General features: G+C 74.3%; 17 protein-coding genes. 12 read left to right on the top strand and 5 right to left on the bottom strand.

Going from position 1 to position 21,666, the window contains the following annotated elements:
- Positions 1-108: 108 nt before the first annotated feature.
- A complete protein-coding gene (locus ACZ7G3_RS05340; RefSeq protein WP_426598733.1) occupies positions 109-891 on the top strand; it encodes a sulfite exporter TauE/SafE family protein in 783 nt (260 codons plus the stop codon).
- Positions 892-945: 54 nt separating this feature from the next.
- On the opposite strand, the gene ACZ7G3_RS05335 is transcribed toward ACZ7G3_RS05340, so the two are convergent.
- Positions 946-1,575 (bottom strand): class F sortase, encoded by a 630-nt coding sequence (locus ACZ7G3_RS05335; protein WP_426598734.1) that lies wholly within the window; start codon positions 1,573-1,575, stop codon positions 946-948.
- A gap of 134 nt (positions 1,576-1,709) precedes the next feature.
- Positions 1,710-2,243, bottom strand: coding sequence for a hypothetical protein (locus ACZ7G3_RS05330; protein WP_470923344.1), 534 nt, complete (start codon positions 2,241-2,243; stop codon positions 1,710-1,712).
- A 289-nt stretch (positions 2,244-2,532) separates the two neighbouring features.
- Here ACZ7G3_RS05330 and ACZ7G3_RS05325 point away from each other — a divergent pair, with 289 nt between their 5' ends.
- The 3 genes from ACZ7G3_RS05325 to ACZ7G3_RS05315 all read left to right on the top strand — a co-directional run bounded on the left by ACZ7G3_RS05325 (position 2,533) and on the right by ACZ7G3_RS05315 (position 4,927).
- Positions 2,533-3,120, top strand: a complete 588-nt coding sequence (locus tag ACZ7G3_RS05325) for an NADPH-dependent FMN reductase (protein WP_470923342.1) — start codon at positions 2,533-2,535, stop codon at positions 3,118-3,120.
- Between the two features lie 221 nt (positions 3,121-3,341).
- Entirely contained in the window at positions 3,342-4,118 is a 777-nt protein-coding gene (locus tag ACZ7G3_RS05320) for an oxidoreductase (RefSeq protein WP_470923340.1), read from the top strand.
- 65 nt (positions 4,119-4,183) lie between these two features.
- Positions 4,184-4,927, top strand: coding sequence for an SDR family oxidoreductase (locus ACZ7G3_RS05315; RefSeq protein ID WP_470923339.1), 744 nt, complete (start codon positions 4,184-4,186; stop codon positions 4,925-4,927).
- Here the strand turns inward: ACZ7G3_RS05315 and ACZ7G3_RS05310 are convergent.
- The 3 genes from ACZ7G3_RS05310 to ACZ7G3_RS05300 form a co-directional block, all read right to left on the bottom strand.
- Entirely contained in the window at positions 4,876-5,805 is a 930-nt protein-coding gene (locus tag ACZ7G3_RS05310) for a LysR family transcriptional regulator (RefSeq protein ID WP_470923337.1), read from the bottom strand. The two genes, ACZ7G3_RS05315 and ACZ7G3_RS05310, sit on opposite strands and share 52 nt — an antisense overlap.
- 126 nt (positions 5,806-5,931) lie before the next feature.
- Positions 5,932-8,322: a molybdopterin oxidoreductase family protein gene (locus ACZ7G3_RS05305; RefSeq protein WP_470923335.1), complete on the bottom strand. Its 2,391-nt coding sequence runs from the start codon at positions 8,320-8,322 to the stop codon at positions 5,932-5,934.
- A gap of 47 nt (positions 8,323-8,369) precedes the next feature.
- Entirely contained in the window at positions 8,370-9,113 is a 744-nt protein-coding gene (locus ACZ7G3_RS05300; protein WP_470923333.1) for a SanA/YdcF family protein, read from the bottom strand.
- Between the two features lie 164 nt (positions 9,114-9,277).
- On the opposite strand from ACZ7G3_RS05300, the gene ACZ7G3_RS05295 reads away from it, so the two are divergent.
- From ACZ7G3_RS05295 to ACZ7G3_RS05260, 8 genes are all read left to right on the top strand, one after another.
- Positions 9,278-10,054, top strand: a complete 777-nt coding sequence (locus ACZ7G3_RS05295; protein ID WP_470923332.1) for a sirohydrochlorin chelatase — start codon at positions 9,278-9,280, stop codon at positions 10,052-10,054.
- Between the two features lie 97 nt (positions 10,055-10,151).
- On the top strand, positions 10,152-11,426 hold the full coding sequence (locus ACZ7G3_RS05290; RefSeq protein ID WP_470923330.1) for a deoxyguanosinetriphosphate triphosphohydrolase: 1,275 nt from the start codon (positions 10,152-10,154) through the stop codon (positions 11,424-11,426).
- Positions 11,427-11,570: 144 nt separating this feature from the next.
- A complete protein-coding gene (locus ACZ7G3_RS05285) occupies positions 11,571-12,836 on the top strand; it encodes an NAD(P)/FAD-dependent oxidoreductase (RefSeq protein ID WP_470923328.1) in 1,266 nt (421 codons plus the stop codon).
- A gap of 29 nt (positions 12,837-12,865) precedes the next feature.
- Complete coding sequence (gene dnaG / locus ACZ7G3_RS05280) at positions 12,866-14,797, top strand: DNA primase (protein ID WP_470923326.1); 1,932 nt, start codon at positions 12,866-12,868, stop codon at positions 14,795-14,797.
- 384 nt (positions 14,798-15,181) lie between these two features.
- On the top strand, positions 15,182-17,863 hold the full coding sequence (gene lanKC / locus ACZ7G3_RS05275; protein WP_470923324.1) for a class III lanthionine synthetase LanKC: 2,682 nt from the start codon (positions 15,182-15,184) through the stop codon (positions 17,861-17,863).
- A gap of 32 nt (positions 17,864-17,895) precedes the next feature.
- The gene (locus ACZ7G3_RS05270) at positions 17,896-18,027 is read left to right on the top strand and encodes a SapB/AmfS family lanthipeptide (RefSeq protein WP_426519656.1); all 132 of its coding nucleotides are present in this window, start codon (positions 17,896-17,898) and stop codon (positions 18,025-18,027) included.
- Between the two features lie 147 nt (positions 18,028-18,174).
- A complete protein-coding gene (locus tag ACZ7G3_RS05265) occupies positions 18,175-19,899 on the top strand; it encodes an ATP-binding cassette domain-containing protein (RefSeq protein WP_470923322.1) in 1,725 nt (574 codons plus the stop codon).
- On the top strand, positions 19,896-21,638 hold the full coding sequence (locus ACZ7G3_RS05260) for an ATP-binding cassette domain-containing protein (protein WP_470923320.1): 1,743 nt from the start codon (positions 19,896-19,898) through the stop codon (positions 21,636-21,638). The genes ACZ7G3_RS05265 and ACZ7G3_RS05260 overlap by 4 nt, the downstream gene beginning before the upstream one ends.
- The last annotated feature ends 28 nt before the right edge of the window (positions 21,639-21,666 follow it).

The raw sequence follows: 21,666 nt of genomic DNA, 5'->3' as shown, positions 1-21,666 counted from the left end.
CGGGGGCGGGGGGCGGGTGTGAGGGCGTCCGGCGGGCGCACCCGGGCAACCTCAGAAGTCGCTCATCTCGATGGACGGGGCGTCCGTGGCGTCCATAGGGTCACGATCATGCCCGACATATCGCTGACCACGGTCGTCCTGCTGTGCCTCGCGGCCCTCGCGGCCGGCTGGATCGACGCCGTGGTCGGCGGCGGCGGACTCCTGCTGCTGCCGGCGCTGCTGCTCGGACTGCCCGCCGGGACGCCCGCCGCGCACGCGCTCGGCACCAACAAGGCGGTCGCCATCGTCGGCACCACGGGCGCGGCGGTGACGTACGCCCGCAAGGCCCCGGTGGACGTCCGTACCGCCGTACGCATCGGGCTCGCGGCGCTGGCCGGATCGTCGGGCGGGGCCTTCTTCGCGGCCGGGATGAGCACCGAGGTGCTCAAGCCGGTGATCATGGTGGTGCTGCTGGCGGTCGCGGCCTTCGTGATCCTGCGCCCCGCCTTCGGCACCGCCCCCGCCACCGGCCCGGCCTCCCGCCGCCGGATCCTCGCCGCGATCGGCCTCGCGGGCCTCGGCATCGGCTTCTACGACGGTCTCGTCGGCCCGGGAACAGGGACGTTCCTGGTCCTGGCCCTCACCGCCGTACTCCACCTCGACCTGGTGGCCGCCTCCGCCACCGCCAAGATCGTCAACTGCTGCACCAACGCGGGCGCCCTCGCCACCTTCGCCTGGCAGGGCGCCGTCCTGTGGCAGCTGGCCGCCCTGATGGCCGTCTTCAATCTGGCCGGAGGCATGTTCGGCGCGCACACCGCCCTCAAGAAGGGCAGCGGCTTCGTCCGCGTCGTCCTGCTGACGGTCGTCTTCGCCCTGGTGGCGAACCTGGCGTACGAGCAGTGGCTCGCCTAGGCGTCCTGGTCGCCGCGCCGCGGGCCGAGCGGTGCGGCCGGCCCGCCGGACGCCTCACCGGCTGCCGGTGAGGTGCGCGAAGACGACCACGTTCCCCTGGTAACCGGTGGCGCGTGAGTAGTCGCCGCCGCAGGTGATGACGCGCAGTTCGGGCCGGTCCGCCGCGCCGTACACCTTCGCGTCGGGGAAGTTCCGCGCGGCGTACACCTCCACCGCGTCCACGGTGAACACCGCGACGCCGCCGTCGCGCCGGTCGACCTCGATGGTGCCGCCCTTCTCCAGGGCGCCGAGGCGGTAGAAGACGGCGGGGCCCTCGGCGTTGTCGACGTGCCCGGCGACGATCGCGGTGCCCGTCTCGCCGGGAGTGGTGCCGGCCTCGTACCAGCCGGCGAGGTTCTCCTCCTCGGCGGGCGGCACGTCCAGGCTGCCGGACGGCGTCAGGCCGAGGCCCGTCATCGGGGCGTCCACGCCGATCGCCGGGATGCGGACGCGGTCGGGCGGGGAGGGCGGCAGCGCGGGAGCGGCGGCCTCGCCGGCCTGCCCGGTGCGGGCCTGTGCGGTGCGGGCCTGCGCGGTGGAGGGCTGCGGCGGGGCTCCGGTACGGGCGTCGAGCAGCAGCCAGGTCCCGGAGCAGAGGGCGACCGCGGTGACGGCCGCTATCGCGGTGTCGCCGACCCTGCGCATGGCGTCCCCTCTCCCTCGGGCCCGGTGGAGGCCCCCTGCCGAAAGCCCCGGCCCCCTCCGGGCCGCGAGGGGCGGTCGGACCCGGAGGGGGTGGGGAAGTGCGGTACCTGCGGACGGGCAGCGGAGGGTGCCCGTCAGATCCCGTCGCCTCTCGCCCGGCGATGCAGGAGCCAGGTACCGCCCGCGGCGGCGACGGCCAGAGCCGCCACACCGGCCGCGGTCTGCACGGGGTCGGGGCCCAGAGCACCGCCGACCCCCGTCTTCACGCTTCCCTTGGGATGCACCGGCTCGCGGGCCGAGGTCAGGGTGACCACCAGGTCGCCCGTCACCCGCAGGCCGCTCCTCCCGCAGGTCGCGACGATCTCGTACGTCCCCGGCTGCGCGCTCGGCGGCACCTCGAAGCGGCCGACCGCCTCGCCCGCGTCGGTGCCCGGTGCCAGCGGGAACGTTCCGGCGCCCACCGCGGTGGCGTCACCGGCCGCCGACCCGCCCTCGCCGCACGCCGCCGTCCGCGCCGTCGCCGGCTCGCCCGGCACCACCGAGGACGGGTACACCTCCAGCCCACCGGTCGTCGCGGCCTCCCCGGCGTACACGGAGGCCGGGCAGGTGAGGCCGACGGCCGCGACGGCGAGCGCGGTACCGGTCAGCAGGCGGGCGGTACGTCGCATCGGTGCTCCTTTGAGCTCTTCGGTGGCCCTGCCCCACCGAGGAAAGCCGCATCGGAGGCGGCCCGCTCCCCGAGAACACGCCGGGAATGGGATGAACGGGTGTCGGCCGCGCGTCCGGCGGCCCCCTGCCGGACGCCGTTCCGGCAGGTCACCGGCGTGTGGCGGGCGTGCGCCGGAAAAGATCCGAAGGGGGCGGGACGCGGGTGTGAACGGGTGACCGGTGCCTCCGAACGGGCCCGCCGACGCCCGGCTTGACCTCAACCAAGGTCGAGGTAACAGGCTGTCCCGCATGACCACAACGACCGCTCCGCTCCGTGTGACCCTGCTCGTCGGCAGCAACCGCCACGGCCGCTTCGGCCCCGTCGTCGCCGACTGGCTCCTGGACCATCTCCGGGCCCACGACGACCTGGTCCCCGACGTCGTGGACGTCGCCGCGACCGACCTGCCCACGACCTTCGCCCCGACCCCGGAGGCGACCGCCGCGCTGGCGGAGATCACCCCGAAACTGGCGGCCGCCGACGCGTTCGTCGTGCTCACACCCGAGTACAACCACTCGTTCCCGGCAGGCCTGAAGAACGTCATCGACTGGCACTTCACCGAGTGGCGGGCCAAGCCCGTCGGCCTCGTCTCCTACGGCGGTCTGGCCGGCGGTCTGCGTGCCGCGGAGCACCTGCGCCAGGTCTTCGCCGAGCTGCGCGCCGTCACCGTCCGCGACACCGTCTCCTTCCACAACGCGGGCGCCTCGTTCGACGACGAGGGCAGGCTCAGCGACCCCTCCGGTCCGGACGCGGCGGCGAAGACGATGCTCGACCAACTGGTCTGGTGGGGTCGGGCCCTGCGGGAGGCGAAGGAGAAGCGGCCCTACGACGACGTGTAGGGCGCGGCAGGGCCGGGGCGCCATGGGAACGGGGGCGGCGACATAGGAACCTCCTATGGCACCCGCTGATATTTCGTCTTTGCCCCTCGCCCTTTCCCGGATCTACCGTGAAACAACTCGACGAGACGCGCACCGCGATTTCTCCTGGGAATCGCAATCCGGGCGCGTCGACTCCTCTTCCGTCGAGTGAATGTTCACGAATTTCCGAAAGGGCCGGTGGTATGACCGCGAACGAGAACGGATCAGCAGAGCGGGAACTCTCGGGAAAGCGGGCCCTGGTCACGGGCGGTACCCGCGGAATCGGAGCGGCCGTGGTCCGCCGGCTCCTGGGCGCGGGCGCCGAGGTGCTCACGACCGCGAGGTCGGCGGGGAGCGCGGCGCCGGAGGGAGCCGCCTTCGTGGCGGCGGACGTGCGGACCCGGGGCGGAGCGGAGGCGCTCGCCGCGGCCGCGCGGGAGGTGCTCGGCGGGGTGGACATCCTGGTCCACAACGCGGGTGGGGCGCGCCCTCACGAAGGCGCCCTCGCCATCCCCGACGAGGAGTGGCAGGACGCGCTGGACCTGAACTACCTGGCGTCGGTGCGGCTGGACGCGCTGCTGGTACCGGGGATGCGGGAACGGAGTTCGGGGGCGATCGTGCACGTCTCCTCGGCCGCCGTCCGTACCCCGGTGGGACAGTTCCTGCACTACACAGCGGCGAAGGCGGCGCTGGAGAACTACAGCCGGGGGCTGGCCTCGGAGCTGGCCCCGTCCGGGATCCGGGTCAACACCGTGACTCCCGGCAGAGTCGCCACCCCCGGCGGCGAGGCGACGCGCGAGCAGTGGGCGCGCCTGAACGCGGCGCCGGGCCGGACCAACGCCGGCGACACCGTGCCGCTGGGGCGCGACGGCAGTCCCGACGACATCGCCCACGCCGTGCTCTTCCTGGTGTCCGACCGGGCGGGCTGGCTGACCGGGAGCAGCCTCGTCGTGGACGGCGGTGAATTCCCCCGGGGGTGAGAACCGCGGAATTCCGGAACACCTGTCCCAGACAGCCGTGAGAAAACAGAAAAGGGTCCCTGAGAATGAATGAGTACGACGGCAAGAATGCCGTGATCACAGGTGGCGGCAGCGGCATCGGTTTCGCGACGGCGAAACTGCTGGCGGACGGCGGAGCCCGCGTGGTGATCACCGGCCGCTCCCGGGCCACGCTCGACGCCGCGCGGGAGCGGCTCGGCGGGAACGCGGTGGCCGTCCGGAGCGACGTGGCCTCACTGACCGACCTGGATGCTCTGGCCGACCGCGTGAAGGGCGAACTCGGCACGGTCGACGCCCTGTTCGTCAACGCCGGCATCGCAACCCTCACCCCGTTCGGGGCGACGACCGAGGAGGCGTACGACGAGCTGTTCGCGATCAACGTCAAGGGCGCCTACTTCACCGTGCAGAAGCTCGCCCCGCTGCTGAACACGGGCGCGGGCGTCGTCCTCACCACCTCGGTCGCGAACGTCGTCGGCATGTCGGACACCAGCGGCTACGCGGCCGGCAAAGCGGCGCTGCGCTCGATGGCCCGCAGCTTCTCCCGTGAGCTGCTTCCGCGTGGCATCCGTGTCAACGCGGTCAGTCCCGGCCCCGTCGACACGGGAGCCCTGGACGCGACGATGACCGAAGAGGCCGCCGAGCGGTTCAAGGCGGAGCGGGTCGCGGACAACCCCATGCGGCGTTTCGGTACTCCTGACGAGATCGCCCGGGCGGCCGCGTTCCTCGCCTTCGACGCCACTTACACCACCGGTGCCGAGCTCGCCGTGGACGGAGGGGCCACCCAGCTCTGAGCGGACTTGTGCCAGGTCTCCTGACGCAGGAACTCGAGCAGGGCCGTCTCCGCGGGACCCGCGCCGGGCCGGACCGCCGCGACGACGGGCTGGGACACGGCCGGGGACACCGGGCGCACGAGGTGCTCGTGACCGGGGGGCACCGCGGAGGCCGGAACGAACGTGACCCCCAGCCCGTGGGCGGCCCAGCGCACGGCCGTCGCCGTCTGGGAGACGCGGGCGACCGTGGTCGGGCCGAGCCCGTTGTCCCGCAGTACGTCCACCAGGACGCCGTCGAGCGCGCTGTTGGTGTCGAACCGCACCCACGGCTCCCGCCCCAGTTCCTGCAGTTCGACGCGGTCCGCGGCGAGCAGCGGGTGCCCGGCGGCCAGCACCACGACGAATTCCTCGTCGCCGAGGTGGTGGCCGTCGTAGAGGCCGCCCTCGCACGGTCCGGCCATCAGGCCGAGGTCTATCACGCCCCCGCGCGCCAGCCGCTCCAGTTCGGTGGGGTTCGGCTCCTCGAAGACGGTGACCTCCAGGCGCGGGAAGCGGCGGCGCAGCGCGCCCAGCGCGCCCGGCAACTGCCGAGTGCCCAGGCCCATCTGCACCGCGACCACCAGCTCACCCACCAGTTCGTCGGCACCGGCCCGCGCCGTCGCCCTCGCCCGCCGCGCCGCGCTCACCGCGACCTGCGCCTCCCGCAGGAAGGCGCGCCCGGCAACGGTGGGCACCAGCCCGGTCGGCGTGCGGGAGAACAGCTCCACGCCCAGGTCCCGCTCCAGGCCGCGGATCTGCTGGGACACCGAGGGCTGAGCGACCCGCAGCACCTCCGCCGCCGCCGTCACCGAGCCCTGTTCGGCAATGGCCAGGGCGTATTCGAACTGACGAAGGCTCATCGGATCCCGTCCCCTCGCTGCGGTGGACCGCGGTCCGCGCCGTGGTCTCGTCGCAAGCGTAGGGGAGGGCGTCCGTTGCCCTCCGGGACCGGCCGCAGGCCCGCGTTCACCCGCGCTGATGCTCGCCTACGCAGTCGCAGCCACGGTCGCGGCCTCCGTCGCCGCAGCCGCCTCCACCCGCACCGCGCACACCTTGAACTCCGGCATCCGCGAGGTCGGGTCGAGGGCCGGGTTGGTCAGGGTGTTGGCGCGGCCCTCGCCCGGCCAGTGGAAGGGCATGAACACGGTGTCGGGCCGGATGCCGGTGGTGATGCGCGCCGGAGCCACCGCCCGGCCGCGTCGCGAGACGACCACCACCGGATCGCCCTCGGCCGCCCCCAGCCGCGCCGCCAGCCGGGGATGCAGCTCCACGAAGGGGCCGGGCGCGGCGGCGTTCAGCTCGTCCACGCGCCGGGTCTGCGCGCCGGACTGGTACTGGGCCACGACCCGCCCGGTGGTCAGCAGCACCGGGTACTCGTCGTCCGGCTCCTCGGCGCTCGGACGGTGGGAGACGGGCACGAACCGGGCCCGGCCGTCGTCGGTGGCGAAGCGGTCGAGGAAGAGGCGAGGGGTGCCCGGATGCGGGCCGGTGGTCCCGGTGGTGGTCTCCTGCGGTGCGGGATGCGGGCCGGTGGTCCCGGTGGTGGTCTCCTGCGGTGCGGGATGCGGGCCGGTGGTCCCGGTGGTGGTCTCCTGCGGTGCGGGATGCGGGCCGGTGGTCCCGGTGGTGGTCTCCTGTGGTGCGGGATGCGGGCCGGTGGTCCCGGTGGTGGTCTCCTGTGGTGCGGGATGCGGGCCGGTGGTCCCGGTGGTGGTCTCCTCCGGTGCCGGCTGCGGGCCGGTGGCCCCGGCGGTGGTCTCCTCCGGGGCCGGGCACGGCCAGAACACCCCGCCCTCCCGCGCCAGCCGCCGGTAGTCGATCCCCGAGTAGTCCGCCGGGCCGCCCGCGCTCGCCCGGCGCAGTTCCTCGAAGACCTCCTCGGGCTCGGTCGGGAAGCCCTTCTCCACGCCGAGTCGGCCGGCCAGTCCGTGCAGCACCTCCAGGTCGCTGCGGACGCCGTCCGGCGGGGTGACCGCCCGCCGCCGCAGCAGCACCCGCCCCTCCAGGCTGGTCATGGTCCCCGTCTCCTCCGCCCACTGCGTCACCGGCAGCACCACGTCCGCCAGCGCCGCCGTCTCCGACAGCACCACGTCGCACACGGCCAGGAAGTCCAGCGACCGCAGCCGCTCCTCGACGTGCGCCGCGCGGGGCGCCGACACCACCGGATTGGAGCCCATCACCAGCAGCGACCTGATGTCCGTGCCCAGCGCGTCCAGCAACTCGTACGCGCTGCGCCCGGGCCCCGGCAGCGAGTCCGGGTCCACCCCCCACACCCCGGCGACATGCCGCCGCGCCGCCGGATCCGTCAGCTTGCGGTAGCCGGGCAACTGGTCGGCCTTCTGGCCGTGCTCGCGCCCGCCCTGCCCGTTGCCCTGCCCGGTCAGGCAGCCGTACCCCGACCGGGGACGCCCGGCCCGCCCGGTCGCCAGGCACAGGTTGATCCACGCGCCCACCGTGTCCGTGCCCTTGGCCTGCTGCTCGGGCCCGCGCGCGGTCAGCACCATCGCGGCGTCCGGCGCGCAGAACAGCCGTACCGCCTCGCGCAGCTCGGGGACGGAGACTCCCGTGATCCGCTCCACGTACTCCGGCCAGTGCGCCATCGCCGCCGCCCGCGCCTCCTCCCAGCCCGTCGTGCGCTCCTCGACGTACCCCTCGTCGACCCGCCCCTCCGCGACGACCAGGTGCAGCATGCCCAGCGCGAGGGCCAGGTCGGTGCCCGGCCGGGGCGCCAGGTGCAGGTCGGCGTGTTCGGCGGTCTTCGTGCGGCGCGGGTCGACGACGATCAGCGTGCCGCCGTTCTCGCGCAGCTCGGTGAAGTACCGCAGGGACGGCGGCATCGTCTCCGCCGGGTTCGACCCGACGAGGATCACGCACCCGGTCCTGGGGATGTCCTCCAGCGGGAACGGCAGCCCCCGGTCCAGCCCGAACGCCTTCGTGCCGGCCGCCGCGGCCGACGACATGCAGAACCGCCCGTTGTAGTCGATCTGCGAGGTGCCCAGCACCACCCGGGCGAACTTGCCCAGCGTGTAAGCCTTCTCGTTGGTCAGCCCGCCCCCGCCGAACACCCCGAGCGCGTCCGCGCCGTGCTCCTCCCGCGTGCGCGCCAGGTTCCCGGCGATCCGCCCCAGCGCCTCGTCCCAGGTGGCCGGCACCAGCGCCCCGTCCCGGCCGCGCACCAACGGCGAGGTCAGCCGGGCACCCGACGCCAGCACCGCCGGCGCCGTACGCCCCTTGCCGCACAGCGCGCCCCGGTTCACCGGGAAGTCCGCGCGCTCGGACACCTCGACGGTCCCGTCGGCGGCGGGCGTCAGATTCATCCCGCACTGCAGGGCGCAGTACGGGCAGTGCGTGGGCGTGGGCGTGGCGGTGTTCTGCATGCCGCCCAGGGTGCGCCACCCGTGTTACGCGCCCGGGCGGCCGTCTGTTACGCCGCCGGGACGGTGACCTCCCCGTCGCCCCCGGCCCGTGGTGAGGGGGCGGCTCGTCCGGCGTCGGCCAGGGCCCGCGCCACCCCCGGCTCCCGCGGCCCGAGGAAGTGCGGGTCCGGTTCGAAGACCGCGTCCAGCGCGGCCTTCCCCGCCGCGAGGATCTCCCGGGCGCCCCCGTAGTACCAGGTCGCGTCGTGGACGTCGTCGACCCCGACGCCGTACGACGCCACCCCCGCCTCCTGGCACAGCGCGACCGCCCGCCGTATGTGGAAGCCCTGGCTGATCAGCACGGCCCGGTCGACACCGAAGACCTTCTTCGCGCGCACGCAGGAGTCCCAGGTGTCGAAACCCGCGTAGTCGCTGACGATCCGCCCGTCGGGCACCCCGTGCCGGACCAGATAGCCCCGCATGGCGTCCGGCTCGTCGTACTCCTCACGGCTGTTGTCCCCGGTCACGAGCACCACCTCGATCCGGCCCGCCCGGTACAGCTCGGCCGCCGCGTCCAGCCGGTGCGCCAGGTACGGCGACGGCTCCCCGTCCCACAGTCCGGCGCCGAAGACGACCGCGACGTCGGTGCGGGGCACGTCGGCCGTGGTGCGCAGCCGGTCTTCCGTGACCAGGCGCAGCCACGTCGAGGGCAGCAGTGCCAGCACGCACCCGGCCGTCACCACCCGGATCAGCCGCCGCTGCCCCCGGCGGGTGCGCGGCAGGCGCGGTCTGCGAAGTCTCGGGGTGCGCATCGGACGGTTCCCTCCCCGGTCGGTTCCTGCCACCAGGGACGTCCGGGCGCGCCGTCCGGTTCACCGGCCGCTCACACGCGGTGGGCGGTGCCGTGCGGACCGACGGAAAGTCCCTGTGACACCCACGCAACGGAAAGGCAACGTGCCGCCGTCACCCTCGGTGCATGACGGTGACGACAGTGACAGGCAGCACGAGCACAGCGGCCACCGGGGGCGCCCCCGCCCTGGTCGTCGTCGCCCACGGCAGCCGCGACCCCCGCGCGCTGAGCACCGTACGCGCCCTCCTCGACCGGGTCCGCGCCCTGCGCCCCGGCCTCCCGGTGCACCTGGGGCACATCGAGCTGAACGCGCCCCTGCTGCCCGACACGCTGGCCGCCCTCGGCGACGGCGCGGCGGTCCTGGTCCCGCTCCTGCTCGGCCGTGGCCACCACGTCAAGCGGGACATCCCCGAGACGGCCGCGGCGGCACCGGCACACACCCGCGTGGCCGCCCCGCTCGGCCCGCACCCGCTGCTCGTGGACGCCCTCCACGCCCGCCTCCTGGAGGCCGGCTGGCCGGCCCGCGCGGAGCCGGACGACGCCGTCGTCCTCGCCGCCGCGGGCTCCCGGGACCCGCAGTCCGGCGCCGGCACCGCCCGCACGGCAGCCCTCCTGTCCGCACGCCTCGCGGCCCCGGTGGTACCGGCGTACGCGTCGGCGGCCTCCCCGACGGTCCCGGAAGCGATCCGCGCCCTGACGGCCCGGGGGTACCGCCGGGTGGCCGTCGCCTCCTGCTTCACGGCGCCGGGCCGCTTCGCGACGGAGTGCGCGGCGGCGGCGCCGTGGATCGCTTCGGCTCCCCTGGGCACCCACCCGGCGATGGCCCGCCTGCTCCTGCACCGCTACGACGAGGAACTGAGGACGGGCCGCGCCCCGCGGCGCCGGGCAGTGGCGGTTCCCTAGGGGCGCCGGGACTGCCTCCCCACGGGCGCCACGACGGCCGCACCTTCCGCCCTTCCGCCCCGCCGCGCCCGCCGCCCGCTCGCATACTGTTCCTGGCATGGACGGCACCGCACCCCAGCCCCCGTACGACCCGGCGTCAGCCGCCCGCTACGCCCCCGAGCCGGACAAACGCCCCGGCCGCACCGCCTTCCAACGCGACCGCGCCCGCATCCTGCACTCCTCGGCCCTGCGCCGCCTCGCCGGCAAGACGCAGGTCGTCGCGCCGGGGGAGGGCAGCCCCGTCTGGGACGCCAGCCCCCGCACCCGCCTCACGCACTCCCTGGAATGCGCCCAGGTGGGCCGCGAACTCGGCGCCGCCCTCGGCTGCGACCCCGACCTCGTCGAGGCCGCCTGTCTCGCCCACGACCTGGGCCACCCGCCCTTCGGCCACAACGGCGAACAGGCGCTGAACGACTTCGCCGAGGACTGCGGCGGCTTCGAGGGCAACGCCCAGTCACTGCGGCTCCTCAGCCGCATCGAGCCCAAACGGTTCACCGAGCAAGGCTCGGTCGGCCTCAACCTCACCCGTGCCACCCTCGACGCCGCCACCAAGTACCCGTGGCCCCGCGGCGGTCACCCCACCGACCCGGCCTCGCCCAAGTTCGGGGTCTACGACGACGACCGGCCCGTCTTCGCATGGCTCCGCGAGGACGCCCCCGGCGCCCGCACCTGCTTCGAGGCCCAGGTCATGGACTGGGCGGACGACGTGGCGTACTCCGTGCACGACGTCGAGGACGGTCTGCACGCCGGCCACATCGACCCGAACTGCCTGCTCGCCGACCCCGAGCGCGAGGCCGTCTTCGAGGCCGCCGTCGGCCGCTACGTCCCCGCCGGCACCGACCACGCCGAACTCGCCGCCGCCCTCGACCGCCTCCTCGCCCAGGACTGGTGGCCGCACGGCTACGACGGCTCGGCGACCGCCCAGGCCCGCCTCAAGGACGCCACCAGCCAGCTCATCGGCCGCTTCTGCCTCGCCGCGGAGACCGCCACCCGGGCCGCGTACGGCGGCGGCCGGCTCACCCGGTACACGGCGGAACTGGTCGTCCCCCGCGAGACCCGCATGGAGTGCGCCGTCCTCAAGGCGGTCGCCGTCCGCTACGTCATGCAGCGCACCGAGCAGGAACGGCTCCGCGCCGACCAGCGCGTCGTCGTCGCCGAACTGGCCGAGGCGCTCACCGCCCGTGCCCCGGACGGCCTCGACCCCCAGTTCCGCACCCTGTTCGACCAGGCGGCCGACGACCGCGCCCGCAAACGGGTGATCGTCGACCAGATCGCCTCCCTCACCGACACCTCGGCCCGCTCGCTTCACGCCCGGCTGACGGGGCATCCATGAGACTGGCGGGACGGGCGTGACCCGGCAGGTACGGCGGCCCCCGAAACACGGCCCTCCGTGGCCTGATCGGGCCACTCCCTCTTCCCGCACCACGCCACGTGCGGGACGCTCGCATGTGGCGGCACCCGGACGAGGAGGCAACAAGTGGTCGACGCGGATCAGACATTCGTCATCGTCGGAGGCGGCCTGGCCGGCGCGAAGGCGGCCGAGACACTCCGCGCGGAGGGCTTCACCGGCCGGGTGATCCTCATCTGCGACGAGCGCGACCACCCCTACGAGCGCCCGCCGCTGTCCAAGGGCTACCTCCTCGGCAAGGAGGAACGCGACAGCGTCTTCGTGCACGAACCCGCCTGGTACGCCCAGCACGACATCGAGCTGCACCTCGGCCAGACCGTCGTCGCGATCGACCGCGCCGCCAAGACCGTCCACTACGGCGACGACGGCACCCGCGCCCGGTACGACAAGCTGCTCATCGCGACCGGCGCCGAGCCCCGCCGCCTCGACGTCCCCGGCACCGGCCTCGCGGGCGTCCACCACCTGCGCCGCCTCGCCCACGCCGAGCGCCTCAGGAACGTCCTGGCCTCCCTCGGCCGGGACAACGGCCACCTCGTGATCGCCGGCGCCGGCTGGATCGGCCTGGAGGTCGCGGCCGCTGCCCGCGAGTACGGGGCGGAGGTCACCGTCGTCGAGCCCGGACCGACCCCGCTGCACGGCGTCCTCGGCCCCGAGCTGGGCGCCGTCTTCGCCGAGCTGCACGAGGCGCACGGCGTCCGCTTCCGGTTCGGCGTGAAGCTGACCGAGATCATCGGCCAGGACGGCATGGTGCTGGCCGCCCGCACCGACGACGGCGAGGAACACCCCGCCCACGACGTGCTCGCCGCGATCGGCGCCGCCCCGCGCACGTCGCTGGCCCAGGCCGCGGGCCTGGAGATCGCCGACCGCGTGCACGGCGGCGGCATCGTCGTCGACGCGAACCTGCGCACCTCCGACCCCGACATCCACGCCGCGGGCGACGTGGCCTCCTTCCACCACGCCCTCTTCGACACCCGGCTGCGCGTGGAGCACTGGGCCAACGCCCTGAACGGCGGTCCCGCCGCGGCCCGCGCGATGCTCGGCGAGGACCTCGCCCACGACCGCGTGCCCTACTTCTTCACCGACCAGTACGACCTGGGCATGGAGTACTCCGGCTGGGCGCCCGCGGGGTCGTACGACCAGGTGGTGATCCGCGGCGACGCGGCGAAGCGCGAGTTCATCGCCTTCTGGGTGAAGGACGGCCGGGTGCTGGCCGGGATGAACGTGAACGTGTGGGACGTCACGGAACCGATCCAGCAGCTGATCCGCGCGAAGACGCGGGTGGACACGGAGGCGCTGGCCGACCCGCACGTGTCCCTCGAAAGCCTCGTCGTCTAGCTTCCGGCCGGCCGCCGTAGACTTCACACGTGGCTGGACGGATCAACGACGAGGACGTGAAGGCGGTACGGGACGCGGTCCCGATCGACGCCGTCGTCTCGGAGTACCTCCAACTGCGCAACGCCGGCGGCGGCAACCTGAAGGGACTCTGCCCCTTCCACGACGAGAAGTCCCCGTCCTTCCAGGTCAGCCCGAGCAAGGGGTTCTTCCACTGCTTCGGCTGCCAGGAGGGCGGCGACACCATCACGTTCGTGATGAAGATCGACCACCTCACCTTCTCCGAGGCGGTCGAGCGCCTGGCCGGCCAGGCCGGCATCACCCTGCGCTACGAGGAGGGCGGCTACAACCCCGCCCACCAGCGCGGCGAACGCATCCGCCTGGTCGAGGCCCACAAGATCGCCGCCCAGTGGTACGCGGAGCAGCTGGCGACCAGCCCCGAGGCCGACACCGGCCGTGCCTTCCTCGCCGACCGCGGCTTCGACCAGGCCGCCGCCCAGCACTTCTCCGTCGGCTACAGCCCCCAGGGCTGGGACCACCTCACCCGCTTCCTGCGCGGCAAGGGCTTCAGCGACAAGGAGCTGCTCCTGTCCGGCCTCGCCCAGGAGGGCCGCCGCGGCCCCATCGACCGCTTCCGCGGCCGGCTGATGTGGCCCATCCGCGACATCGGCGGCGACGTCGTCGGCTTCGGCGCCCGCAAGCTCTACGAGGCGGACAACGGCCCGAAGTACCTGAACACCCCCGACACCGCGATCTACAAGAAGTCCCAGGTCCTGTACGGCATCGACCTCGCCAAGAAGGACATCGCGAAGGCCTCCCGGGCCGTGGTCGTCGAGGGCTACACGGACGTCATGGCCTGCCACCTCGCCGGCGTCACCACCGCCATCGCGACCTGCGGCACCGCCTTCGGCGGCGACCACATCAAGATCCTGCGCCGGCTGCTGATGGACAACGGCTCGGCCCGGGTCATCTTCACCTTCGACGGCGACGCGGCCGGCCAGAAGGCGGCCCTGCGCGCCTTCGAGGACGACCAGAAGTTCGCCGCCGAGACCTACATCGCCATCGCCCCCGACGGCATGGACCCCTGCGACCTGCGCCTGGCCAAGGGCGACGACGCGGTCGCCGACCTGGTCGAGCCGCGCACCCCGCTCTTCGAGTTCGCGCTCCGCCAGATCGTGGGCCGCTACGACCTGGACACCCCGGCCGGCCGTGCGTCGGCGCTGGACGAGGCCGCCCCGGTCGTCGCCCGCATCAAGAACAGCGGCGCCCAGCACGAGGTCGCCGTGCAGCTCGCCGGCATGCTCGGCATCCTCGACACGCAGTTCGTGGTCAAGCGGATCGCCCAGCTGGCCCGCTGGGCCCGCGACCGCGGCGGCAAGGGCCCAGCCCCGGACCGGCAGCAGCGCGGCGGCCCCGGCGCCCCGCAGCAGTACGCCGCCCCCGGCCGGCCGGGCCCCCGCGGCCCGGCGCTGAACCTGCGCAACCCCGTCTTCGCCACCGAACGCGAACTGCTGAAGCTCGCCCTCCAGCGCCCCGAGCTGGTCTCCCCGGCCTTCGACGCGTACGGCGTCGACGAGTTCACCGCCCCGCCCTACGCCGCCGTACGCGAGGCCATCATGGAGGCGGGCGGCGCCGAGTCCGGCGTCGAGGACCCGCAGGGCTATCTGGTCCGGGTCCGCGAGGCCGCCCCGGACGACGCCGTCCGCGCCATGGTCACCGAGCTCGCGGTCGAGGCGATCATGCTGCACCGGGGCGTGAAGGGCGTCGACGAGGTCTACGCGGGAGCCCAGCTGGTCACCGTCCGGCGCCGCGCCGTCGAGCGCCGTATCCGCGACATCACGGGCCGCCTCACCCGCCTGGCCGGCCACGGCGACCCCGCCGAACTGGCCGCCGTCCAGAACGAGCTGTGGGTCCTCCAGCAGTACGACCGGACCCTGGGCGCACAGGGCGCCGCCGCGCTCTAGCGGTCCGTGGTGCGGTGGGGCGCCGGCCGTCGTCCAGCCCGGTCACGCCTGGCGGCCTACCGCGGGATCCAGCTCCCGGGCACACCTCGACGACATACTCCTGCCGGATGACGGGCACGACGGCGCCGCGCCTGGAGGCCATGAATCGGGAACAGAGTATCGAAATCAGAACATCTGTTCCCTTCGTGCATCCGTGGCACTCCTGTTCGGATCATGGCCCCAGCCTGCGTACGGACACACGGCGCCCGGGCGGATGTGCGGGACGCAGATGCGTTTCCCATATCCGTCACCTGTCTCCCGTCATGACATCCGCGACTATCGGCCCCTTCGGCACCGTGGCACTTTTCTCCCTGCCGACGAAAACGTACGAGCAGAGGAGCGAGGGTGAACCCGGAGTACGCGTCGTACTGCACGACGGACAGACACTTCTACGACGCGCCCCACCGTTCCTCCGACGCCGCCGAGGAAACCGGTGCGCTGTACGGTCCGGCGTGCGGTCCCGTGCCCGAGGGCTGGGAGCGCTCGCGGCGAGGGGACTGGATGTCGTTCAGCCCGCGGAACGCCCGGGTGCCCTCCCAGGGCTGGAAGATCCACGTCTCGGCCGGGCTCGACAACGCGCCGGCGGTGCTCGGCAAGGTGGCCGACTACTGCCTCGGCCGGGGACTGCCGTTCAAGTTCATACCCGGGCCGCGCCTGCTGCACCTGCGTAACGCCAAGTACGCGGACCGTGCGGGCAGCGGCAAGTTCATCACCGTCTACCCGCTCGCGGACGACGACTTCCCCGAGGTCTGCACCGGCCTGATGCGGCTGCTGGAGGGCGAGCACGGCCCCGGCATCCTCAGCGACCTGCGCTGCGGCACCGGACCGGTGCACGTGCGGTACGGGGCGTTCGCGCCGCGCTTCTGTGCCATGCCGGACGGACGGCTGGTACCCGCGATAGCCGATCCGGACGGCAGGCTCGTCCCGGATCCGCGCGGACCGTCGCTGGTCGTCCCGGAGTGGGTGAGCACACCGTCCTTCCTGCTGCCCCACCTGGAGGCCCGGGCCGCGGTGAGCCTGGACGGCGTGCCGTACAGCGTGGAGCGCGCGCTGCACTTCTCCAACGGCGGGGGCGTCTATCTCGGGCGGGACGACCGCAGCGGGGAGCCCGTCGTGCTCAAGGAAGCGCGCCCGCACGCGGGACTCGCCGCCGACGGAGCCGACGCGACCGTCCGGCTGGAACGAGAGCGCACCGCCCTCGAACGGCTGGCCGGGCTCGACTGCGTGCCGGCCGTCCGCGACGTGCTCGACATCGGCGGGCACCGCTTCCTCGTGCTCGAACACATCACGGGTGACACGCTCAACACCGTCTTCGCCCGGCGCTTCCCCCTGGTCGGCACCGACCCGGCACCGGGGGCGCTCGCGGAGCACGCGGCGTGGGCCACCCGGATGTACACGATGGTCGAGCGGGCGGTACGGGACGTCCACGGGCGCGGGCTGGTCGTCAGCGACCTGCACATGAGCAACATCATGGTCGCCGACGACGGGACGAGGGTCGTCCTGCTCGACTTCGAGGCTGCTGCCCCGGCCCGTGAGCGCGGCCGGCAGATCGTGGCCAACCCGGCCTTCGTGGCGCCTTCCGACCGGCGCGGCACGGACATCGACGACTACGCGCTGGCGTGCCTGCGCATCGCGCTCCTCCTCCCGCTCACCACGCTCTTCTTCATCGACCGGCGCAAGGCGGCCCCGCTGGCCGCGCACGCGGAGCGGGTCTTCGGCCTCGCACCGGGCACGCTGGACGGGGCGGTGGGGGAGATACTCCGGGGCCTGCCCGAGGCGCTCCCCGAACGCACCGACCCCGTCGGCCGTACGAATGCCGTGACCCGCGTGTCAGGCACCCCGGACCGCGGCCCGGACCCCGTACCGCCGGCCGCCGCCGACTGGCCGCTCAGCCGGGACGCCATGGCCCGCGCGATTCTCGCCTCCAGTACCCCGGAGCGCGACGACCGCTGCTTCCCCGGTGACATCGCCCAGTTCGCGACACCGGCCGGCGGCCAGTCCCTCGGGAACGGCGCGGCGGGTGTGCTGTACGCACTGCACGAGACGGGCGCCGCCTCCTGTCCGGACGCTCTGGACTGGTTGGAGGAACGGTCCTGCGACCCGGCCCCCGGCACTCCGCCAGGCTTGTACGACGGGCTCACGGGCATCGCCTGGACGCTCGCCCGGCTCGGCCGCGCCGAGCCGGCCACGCGACTGGCCCTGCTCGCCGCCCGGCAGCCCTTCGGCCGGCTCTCCGCGGGCCTGCACAGCGGCCTCGCGGGCATCGCACTGGCCCTGGCGGACCTCGCCCGCACCGCGTCCGCCGCCGACGCCGCCGTACTGTCCCGGGCCGCCGACCACTGCACCGCCCTGGCCGTCCGTACGCTCACCGAGAACCGCCCGCTGCCGGGCACCGGGCTGCTGCACGGGGCGACCGGGATCGCCCTGCTGCTGATCCGCCGGTACGAGGCCACCGGGGACGCCGCTCTGCTGGACCTCGCCGCGGTCGCCCTCCACCGCGACCTCGCCCGCTGCCGGCCCGGCGCCGACGACGCCCTGCTGGTGGTCGAGGGCAGGCGCACGATGCCGTACCTGGGGGCGGGCAGTGCCGGGATCGCCATGGTCGTCGACGACTACCTGGCGCACCGGCCGGACGAGGCGCTGGACACCGCCCGGCACGCCCTGCTGCGGGCCTGCCGGTCCACCTTCTACATCCAGCCGGGTCTGTTCCGGGGCACTGCCGGACTGATCCTGCACCTGGCACGCACGGGCGCGGGCGACCCCGCGGAACTGCACGGGGTGGTACGCCGTCACACCGGGCTGCTCGATCTGCACGCCCTGCCGTACGGGGGAGGGCTCGCCTTCGCCGGGGAGCAGCTCATGCGCCTGTCGATGGACCTGTCGACCGGGACGGCCGGCTGCCTCCTCGCGCTGGGCAGCGCCTTCGCCGGGCATCCGGTGGTCCTGCCCTTCCTGCCGCTCCGGCGGCCCACACCGCCGCACCGCGCGGCCCATGGACCGGTCTCCTCGGGGACCGTGCACAAATAACGATCCATCAGTCACGAGAGAGGAACAGCATCATGGCACTTCTCGACCTCCAGGCCCTGGACACCCCGGCGGAGGAGTCCTTCGGCGAGGTGGCGACCGGCAGCCAGGTCAGCCTGCTCGTCTGCGAGTACAGCTCGCTCAGCGTGGTGCTCTGCACCCCGTGACGCGAGGCAGGCGTGCCAGACGGTGATCCACCGTACGGCCCGCCGGCGGCCGGCCGGTCCCGGGAGCGTTCCCGGGTCCGGCCGTCGCCCCTGCCCGCGCGCAGACGTATCCGCACCCGGCGGAGGGACCTTCGCTTGATTCCGCGCATGCCGACCCGTCGGAGCGCCGTCGCCGTACTGGCGGTAGGGGCCTGTTCGACGGGCGCCGCCGTGGCCGCGGTCCTGCTGCCCGCCGCGCTGGGCAGCGCCGTGAACGGCGTGGTGGCCGGGGACACCGTCCCCTGGGCCGCCCTGTGGCTGTGCGCCGCCCTGACCGCCGCCGAGGTCCTCCTCGACGCCACCGCCGCGGTCGTCGGCGGCACCACGACGGCGGGGCTCGCCGCACGGATGCGGACGCGGGCGCTGGACCAGGTGCTGCGCGCCGAACCCCGGCACGCACAGGCCGTCCCCGCCGGAGACCTGACCACCCGTCTGACGGCCAACGCCCCGGACGCGGCCGCGGCCCCCGTCACGGCCGCGGGTGCGGTCGCCGGGGTCCTGCTGCCGCTGGGCGGCCTGGCCGGGCTGGTCCTGGTGGACGTCTGGACGGCGCTCGCCCTGCTCGCCGGCTTCCCCGCCGTGCTCCTCCTCCTCAGCACGTTCACCCGCCGTACGGCGGACGCGTCGGCCGACTACCAGGCCGAGCAGGCCGTGCTGGCCGCACGGCTCACCGAGGCCCTGGACGGCGCGGCGACCATCCGCGCGGCCGGTACCGGGGCCCGCGAGTACGCCAGGATCCTCGAACCGCTGGCCGCGCTCGGCACCCACGGACGGCGCACCTGGGCGGTCTACGGCAGCGCGTCGGCGCGCAGTGCCGTCCTGCTGCCCCTGCTGACCGTGCTGGTCGTCGGGGTGGCCGGGCTGCGCCTGTCGGCCGGGGCGATCGACATCGGCGGGCTGGTGGCGGCCTCGCGGTACGCCATGCTCGCCGTCGGCATCGGCTCGCTGACGGGTGCGCTGGGTTCGCTCCAGCGAAGCCGTACGGCGGCGCGCCGGCTGGCACCCCTGCTCGCTCTGCCCGCCGTACCGCACCGCTCGCTGGACCTTCCCCCGGACGGCCGGGGCACGCTGGAGCTGCGGGGCGTGGACGTCGTACGCGACGGAGCGTACGTCCTGCGCGACGTGGGGTTCACGGTGTCCGGGGGTACGTCGGTGGCCGTGGTCGGGCGGTCCGGATCGGGCAAGTCGGTGCTGGCAGCGGTCGCGGGGCGCCTCACCGACCCGGACGCCGGGACGGTCGTCCTGGACGGGGTGCCGCTGGACGGCGTCGAGCCGGTGCGGCTGCGCCACGAGGTGTCGTACGCGTTCGCCCGGCCGGTGCTGGCCGGGGCGACGGTGGAGGAGGCGATCGCGTTCGGGGTGCCCCGTCCGTCGCCCGGGGCGGTCCGCGCGGCGGCCCGCGCGGCGGCGGCCGACTTCGTCGAACTGCTGCCGCACGGCTTTCACACCCCGACCGCCGGCGCACCGCTCTCCGGGGGCGAGTACCAGCGGCTCGGACTGGCCCGCGCGTTCGCGCACCGGGGCCGCCTGATGATCCTGGACGACGCCACGTCGGGGCTCGACACGGTGACCGAACGGCGGGTGCGCCGGGAACTCGACGGCCTGGCCGGCACGACGACCCGTCTGATCGTCGCCCACAAGCTGTCCGCCGCCGCCGGTGCGGACCAGGTCGTCTGGCTGGAGGGCGGCACGGTGCGCGGGGTGGGCCGGCACGACGAGCTGTGGGCGGATCCGGCCTACCGGTCGGTCTTCCACGCCCCGGCACACCAGGACGCGGCGAGGACAGGCGCCGAGGAGGCGCCCCGGCCGCCTGGCGGGAAGGAACGCGTATGACGGCGCCCGCCGCCCGCGAGGACACATCCGACCGGGGGCTGCGGCGGGTGGCCCGGGAGGGCGTGGTCTTCCTGCGCGCCCGCACCGGCGTCCTGGGGCGCCTGGCGGCCTGGTCGACCCTGGAGTTCGTACAGACCTTCGCCGGGGGGTACGGTGTCGCCCGCGCGCTGGACGACGGGTTCCTCGCGGGCCGTCCGGCGGCCGGCCTGCTCTGGCTGCTGCTCGCCGCCCTCGTCACGCTCCCGGCGGGACTCGCGACCCACGGGGTCTTCGGGCGGCTCGCGGACCTGGTGGAACCGTTCCGGGACGGTCTGGTGCGGCGGGCCGTGGCCCGTGCGCTCGTCGGCGCGCTCGACCGCCCCGGGGAGACGTCCACCGGCGCGGTGTCCCAGGTGACGCATCAGAGCGAGATCGCCCGGGACGGCTGGGCCGGCCTGGTTCTGGCCCTGCGGTCGTTCGTCTTCACCACGGCGGGCGCCCTGGCCGGGATGGCGGCCCTGGCACCACGGTTGCTGCTGGTCGTCCTGCCCCCGATCGCCCTGGGACTGGCGCTGTTCCTGCTCACCCTGGCACCGATGGCGGCCCGGCAGCGCGCGTATCTGGCCGCCGACGAGGCGTACGCCGCCCATGCGGGGCAGACCGCGTCCGCCCTGCGCGACATCGCGGCGGCCGGAGCGCGGGCGGCGGTGTCCGGCACCGGCCGGGACCTCGCCCGCGCACAGGCCCGGGCCGCGCGGCGGCTGGCCCGCTGGAACGCCGTGCGCGTCGTGGCGACGGCCCTGTGCGGCCGGGTGCCACCGGTGGTCCTGCTGTTCGCCGCGCCCTGGCTGCTGCGGCAGGGGCTGTCGGGCGGCGCGCTGACGGGCGCGCTGACGTACCTGACGCAGGCTCTGGCACCGGCCGTGAACGCCCTGATGAGCATGCTGGGGACGGCGGGCGGGCGCCTGGTGGTGGTCCTGGACCGCTTCACCGACCCGGTGCCTCCCCCGGCCGGACCGGATCGCCGCGTCCCGGTCCAGGAGGTGTCCCGGGCCCCCCGGCACGAGGCGGAGCTGCGGGGAGTGACCTTCGCGTACGGCGTCGGCGCCCGCCCGGTGGTGGACCGGCTGGACCTGCGCGTCCGGACGGGCGAGCGCCTCGCGGTGATGGGCCCCAGCGGCACCGGCAAGTCCACTCTGGCGGGTCTGCTGGCGGGCGTGGTCGCACCGTCCACCGGCGAGGTGCGCTGGTGGGACAGGGCGAGTACGTCGTGGGAGCCGACCTCCGTACGCACGCTCCTGCCGCAGAACGCGTTCGTGTTCACCGCCTCGCTGCGGGACAACCTGCGCTATCTGCGCCCCGGCGCGTCGGACCGGGAGATCGCCGCGACCGTGCAGGCGCTCGGGCTGGACTCACTGCTGGAACGGCTGGGCGGGTTGGACAGGACGGTCGTACCGGACAGCCTGTCCCAGGGGGAGCGGCAGCTCGTCGCTGCGGGGCGGGCGCATCTGGCGACGGCCCCGCTGCTCATCCTGGACGAGGCGTGCAGCGGGCTCGATCCGGTGGCCGAGGCACGCGCGGAGAACGCCCTCGCGGAGCGGGCCCGCACGCTGGTGGTCATCGCCCACCGTCCGGCCTCGGCATTGCGCGCCGATCGCGTACTGGTGATGGACGGCACCCGGGTCGAGTGCGGGACACCGGACGAACTGCGGGAGTGCTCGGCGCTCTATCGCGAACTGACCGGTGTCCACGGCCATTAGGACGGGGCGCACTCCGGGAGTACGCACA

It is taken from the genome of Streptomyces sp. NPDC037271 (assembly GCF_055603605.1).
This window is presented reverse-complemented; position numbering and strand designations above follow the sequence as displayed.

Coding starts and splice junctions, on each gene's coding strand:
- ACZ7G3_RS05340 (WP_426598733.1), top strand. CDS start 109: ATGCCCGACATATCGCTGACCACGGTCGTCCTGCTGTGCCTCGCGGCC.
- ACZ7G3_RS05335 (WP_426598734.1), bottom strand. CDS start 1,575: ATGCGCAGGGTCGGCGACACCGCGATAGCGGCCGTCACCGCGGTCGCC.
- ACZ7G3_RS05330 (WP_470923344.1), bottom strand. CDS start 2,243: ATGCGACGTACCGCCCGCCTGCTGACCGGTACCGCGCTCGCCGTCGCG.
- ACZ7G3_RS05325 (WP_470923342.1), top strand. CDS start 2,533: ATGACCACAACGACCGCTCCGCTCCGTGTGACCCTGCTCGTCGGCAGC.
- ACZ7G3_RS05320 (WP_470923340.1), top strand. CDS start 3,342: ATGACCGCGAACGAGAACGGATCAGCAGAGCGGGAACTCTCGGGAAAG.
- ACZ7G3_RS05315 (WP_470923339.1), top strand. CDS start 4,184: ATGAATGAGTACGACGGCAAGAATGCCGTGATCACAGGTGGCGGCAGC.
- ACZ7G3_RS05310 (WP_470923337.1), bottom strand. CDS start 5,805: ATGAGCCTTCGTCAGTTCGAATACGCCCTGGCCATTGCCGAACAGGGC.
- ACZ7G3_RS05305 (WP_470923335.1), bottom strand. CDS start 8,322: ATGCAGAACACCGCCACGCCCACGCCCACGCACTGCCCGTACTGCGCC.
- ACZ7G3_RS05300 (WP_470923333.1), bottom strand. CDS start 9,113: ATGCGCACCCCGAGACTTCGCAGACCGCGCCTGCCGCGCACCCGCCGG.
- ACZ7G3_RS05295 (WP_470923332.1), top strand. CDS start 9,278: ATGACGGTGACGACAGTGACAGGCAGCACGAGCACAGCGGCCACCGGG.
- ACZ7G3_RS05290 (WP_470923330.1), top strand. CDS start 10,152: ATGGACGGCACCGCACCCCAGCCCCCGTACGACCCGGCGTCAGCCGCC.
- ACZ7G3_RS05270 (WP_426519656.1), top strand. CDS start 17,896: ATGGCACTTCTCGACCTCCAGGCCCTGGACACCCCGGCGGAGGAGTCC.
- ACZ7G3_RS05265 (WP_470923322.1), top strand. CDS start 18,175: ATGCCGACCCGTCGGAGCGCCGTCGCCGTACTGGCGGTAGGGGCCTGT.
- ACZ7G3_RS05260 (WP_470923320.1), top strand. CDS start 19,896: ATGACGGCGCCCGCCGCCCGCGAGGACACATCCGACCGGGGGCTGCGG.